The sequence below is a fragment of the Stenotrophomonas sp. 3diitr2024 genome, from assembly GCF_042136455.1.
Taxonomy (GTDB): domain Bacteria; phylum Pseudomonadota; class Gammaproteobacteria; order Xanthomonadales; family Xanthomonadaceae; genus Stenotrophomonas; species Stenotrophomonas sepilia.
The window spans coordinates 1-4323 of record NZ_JBHHMJ010000763.1 but is presented as its reverse complement, the minus strand read 5'-3'; the positions used below and the strand labels follow the sequence as shown (position 1 = coordinate 4323).

Annotated in this window: 4 protein-coding genes; 2 read left to right on the top strand and 2 right to left on the bottom strand. The window is 66.9% G+C overall.

The annotated features are described in order from the left end of the window. Together rpoD and dtd are read right to left on the bottom strand one after the other, a co-directional pair. A partial coding sequence (gene rpoD / locus ABGA94_RS20235; RefSeq protein ID WP_375367988.1) for an RNA polymerase sigma factor RpoD occupies nucleotides 1-1662 on the bottom strand: 1662 nt, incomplete at its 3' end. A gap of 90 nt (nucleotides 1663-1752) precedes the next feature. Further along, the gene (gene dtd / locus ABGA94_RS20230) at nucleotides 1753-2193 is read right to left on the bottom strand and encodes a D-aminoacyl-tRNA deacylase (RefSeq protein WP_005419588.1); all 441 of its coding nucleotides are present in this window, start codon (nucleotides 2191-2193) and stop codon (nucleotides 1753-1755) included. 61 nt (nucleotides 2194-2254) lie between these two features. On the opposite strand from dtd, the gene ABGA94_RS20225 reads away from it, so the two are divergent. Beyond that, nucleotides 2255-3175 carry a lauroyl acyltransferase gene (locus ABGA94_RS20225; RefSeq protein WP_095378158.1) on the top strand — a complete coding sequence of 307 codons (921 nt, stop codon included), beginning with the start codon at nucleotides 2255-2257 and terminating at the stop codon, nucleotides 3173-3175. An 87-nt stretch (nucleotides 3176-3262) separates the two neighbouring features. Next, nucleotides 3263-4323: GTP cyclohydrolase II RibA (gene ribA, locus ABGA94_RS20220; protein ID WP_375367987.1), on the top strand; the 1061-nt coding region annotated here is incomplete at its 3' end.

Here is a 4323-nt window from a genome sequence, read left to right as displayed (position 1 = left end):
GAGGCCGGCCAGCACGTCGCGAACGGTTTCGGACAAGTTGATGTTGGTGGTGTTCTCGATCGGGGACTCCACGTTGGTGTCCTCGATGAAGTCGCCCAGATGGGAATCCTCGTCGTCGCCGATCGGGGTTTCCATCGAGATCGGCTCCTTGGCGATCTTCATCACCTTGCGGATCTTGTCTTCCGGCATGTCCATTTCCTTGGCCAGCTCCTCCGGCGTAGCCTCGCGGCCGTACTGCTGGAGCATCTGGCGGGAAATGCGGTTCAACTTGTTGATCGTCTCGATCATGTGCACCGGGATACGGATGGTGCGCGCCTGGTCGGCGATCGAGCGGGTGATCGCCTGGCGGATCCACCAGGTGGCGTAGGTCGAGAACTTGTAGCCGCGGCGGTACTCGAACTTGTCCACGGCCTTCATCAGGCCGATGTTGCCTTCCTGGATCAGGTCGAGGAACTGCAGGCCACGGTTGGTGTACTTCTTGGCAATCGAGATCACCAGGCGCAGGTTGGCCTCGACCATTTCCTTCTTGGCCTTGCGCGCCTTGGCTTCGCCGTAGGCCATGGCACGGCTGATTTCCTTCAGCTCTTCCAGGTCCAGCTGGGTCAGCTTCTCGATGTCGATCGTCGCCTGCTGTTCGGCGATGATCTGGTCCTTCACTTCGCGCAGGGCCGACGACCACTTCTGCTTGCGCTTCAGTGCGTCTTCCACCCACTCCAGGTTGGTCTGGTTGCCTTCCCAGGAACGGATGAAGTCCTTGCGCGGCATGCGCGCGGTGACGGTGGCCAGGTTCAGCACACGGCGCTCATGCGACTTGATGTCGGCCATGGTGTCGCGCAGCTGCTTGGTCAGCACGTCGGTCAGCGGCAGCGGCAGCTTCAGGGTGACGAACACCGCCGACATCTCTTCGCGCAGGCGCGGCAGGTTCTTCTTGTCGCCCTTGGTTGCGGCCTTCTTGAAAGCGTTGAAGGCATCGCTCAGTGCTTGCATGCGCGCGGCGACTTCCTCCGGATCCGGACCGGTCGGTGCGGCTTCTTCATCGCCACCGTCGACATCGTCGTCCTCGTCCTCGTCGCCTTCGGCGTCCGCATCGGCGCTGTCATCGGCAACGACCGCCGGCGGTGCCGGCTCTTCGTCGACCAGGTCGTTGAAGCCGACGATCACTTCGGCCAGGCGCTTCTTGCCTTCCTTGTGGGCTTCGTAGTCGTTCAGCAGCGACTCGACCGAAACCGGGAACTGGCCCAGGGCGGCCTGGACCTGCGAAAGGCCTTCCTCGATGCGCTTGGCGATGGCGATTTCGCCTTCGCGGGTCAGCAGCTCGACGGTGCCCATTTCGCGCATGTACATGCGCACCGGGTCGGTGGTACGGCCACCTTCGGTGTCGAGCGCGCTCAGCGCGGCGGCAGCTTCTTCAGCCGCGGTGTCATCGACTTCGCGGTTACCGGTGTTGCCATCGTTGAGAAGCAGGGTTTCCACATCCGGCGCAACTTCATGGACATCAATGCCCATGCCGTTGATCATGCCGATGATGTCTTCGATCTGTTCCGGGTCGACCATGTCGTCCGGCAGATGGTCATTGACTTCGGCGTAGGTCAGGTAGCCCTGTTCCAGGCCCTTGCTGATCAGTTGCTTGATTTCGGATTGGGCAGGACGTTCGTTGGCCATGTAGTGCTCGCGCCACCGGCTAGGGAGAAATAGGGAACGTAGCATTATACCAGCCCGGGGCCCCGCCTGCCGGGCGGTGGTCCCGCAGGCTCAGGGCCTGAGAAGGAAGGTCACGGGACCGTCATTGACCAGGCTGACGACCATATGGGCACCAAATCGGCCCGTTTCCACCCCGGGCGCGTGATTTTCACGGCAGATCTCGACAAATCGATTGAACCCGCGTTCAGCCTCGTCCGGCGGTGCCGCGGTCGTGAAACTGGGGCGCATGCCCGAACGGGTATCGGCGGCCAGGGTGAACTGGCTGACCAGCAGCAGGCCGCCGCCGGTGTCGCGCAGCGACCGGTTCATCTTCCCGGCCTCGTCGGCGAACACCCGGTAGCCCAGCAGGCGCTCGGCCATCCGTCGCAGCTGGGCCTCGGTATCGCCCGGTTCCATGCCGACCAGGGCCAGCAGGCCGGGGCCGATCTGCCCCACCACTTCCTGGTCGACATGGACGGCGGCCTGGCTGACGCGCTGGATCAGGACGAGCATCGTGGGCTTCCAATGAACAGGGCCGGCCACGATAGCAGCGCCCTTGGCTAAACTGGCGCCGATGAATCCGCAACGCAAAGCCCGGCTGGTCTACCGCGCCACCACCCTGTTCGCCCGCCTGCCCTGGCCAGTGTTGCGGGCGTTCGCGCATGCCCTGGCGTGGACGTGGGTCCGTCTCAACGCTCGCGAGAGCCGCGTCACCCGGCGCAACCTGGAACTGGCCTACCCGGAACTGGACGGTCCGGCGCGCGACCGCCTGCACCGCGAGCTGCTGCGCTCCACCGCCCTGCAGGCCATCGAGACGCTGCGGCTGTGGAGCCAGAGGCCGGCCGACAACCTGCGCCTGCACCTGAAGCAGCGCCACGGCGAATCCCTGTACGACGCGGCGCTGGCCAGCGGCAAGGGCGTGATCGTGGCCGCACCCCACTTCGGCAACTGGGAGCTGCTGAACCAGTGGCTGGCCTCGCGCGGGCACATCGCCATCGTCTACAAGCCACCGGAGGACGAGGCCAGCGACGCCTTCCTGCAGCTGGTGCGGGGCGGCCAGAACGTGCAGCAGGTACGCGCCGAGGGCCCCGCCGTGCGCCAGCTGTTCAAGGTGCTCAAGGACGGCGGTGCCACCGGCATCCTGCCCGACCAGCAACCCAAGGCCGGCGACGGCGTGTTCGTGCCGTTCTTCGGCGTGCAGGCACTGACCATGACCCTGGTCAACCGGCTGGCCGAGCGCACCGGCGCCACCGTGCTGTATGGCTGGTGCGAGCGCGTCGGGCCGGACATGGAATTCGCCCTGCACATCGAGCCGACCGACCCGGCCGTGGCCGACCCGGACCCGCAGGTGGCGGCCACCGCGCTCAACGCCGGCATCGAGCGCATCGCCCGCCGCGACCCGACGCAGTACCAATGGACCTACAAGCGCTATACGCTGCGGCCACCGGGCAGCGGCGAGGAAGACCCGTACGCGACCGAAGAGCATCCGCACTGACGGTCGCACCACGCGGGCCCGTCCGGCCCCTGCGACCGGCGGCCGCACCACGTTGAATACGACGCCGGCGCCCCCATAGAGACTGCGATGTCCGCCTCCCCCGGTCCTGCCATGCCTGCTGCCTCTTCCCTGTTCGGCGATCCCGCCGCGATCCGCTGCGAACGCGCGGTGGCCGAACTGCGTGCCGGTCGCCCGGTACTGCTCCACGATGGCCAGGGCCAGCGCCTGGCGGTGATTGCACTGGACAGCGCCACTGCCAGCAGCTTTGCCACGTTCGCCGGTGCCGCGCGCGAGCGCCACTACCTGTTCCTGACCGCGACCCGCGCCCGCGTGCTCGGCGTGGAAGCACCGGAAGGCGCGCGCCTGCCGCTGGCTGGCATTGCCTTCGATACCCTGCCCTCGCTGGGTTACCTGCGCGAGCCCGGCCCGATGCCCGACGGCTGGGCAGCCGGCGACGCCTTCGATGCCGGCGCGGTCGAGCTGGCCCGCCTGGGCCTGCTGCTGCCGGCGATGGTCGCGGTGCGCCTGGACGTGGATGACCACACGTTCGACGGTGCCGCCGAGGTGGCCCTGTGCGATCTGGCCGAAGGCGCAGCACATGCGGCCCACGACTACGAACTGGTGGCGCGTTCGCCGGTACCGCTGCGCGACGTCGGCATGACCACCTTCGCGGTGTTCCGCGGCGGCGTGGCCCAGCGTGACCAGGTCGCGATCATCGTCGGCGAACCGGACCTGTCGGCGGTGGTACCGGTACGCGTGCACTCCTCGTGCCTGACCGGCGACCTGTTCGGCTCGCTCAAGTGCGACTGCGGCGACCAGCTGCGGCGCGGGCTGCGCAAGCTGAAGGAACTGGGCGGCGGCGTGCTGCTGTACCTGGACCAGGAAGGCCGCGGCACCGGTATCGCCGCCAAGATGCGCGCCTATGGCTACCAGCACGACGGCCTGGATACCATCGACGCCGATGCACAGCTGGGCTTCGGTGCCGACGAACGCCGCTACGGCAGTGCGGTGGCGATGCTGCATGGCCTGGGCATTTCGCGCGTGGCTCTGCTCAGCAACAACCCGACCAAGGCACAGCGCCTGCGCAATGCCGGCATCGAGGTGCTGGACTGCATTCCGGTCACCGGCGAGATCACCGCGGAAAACGA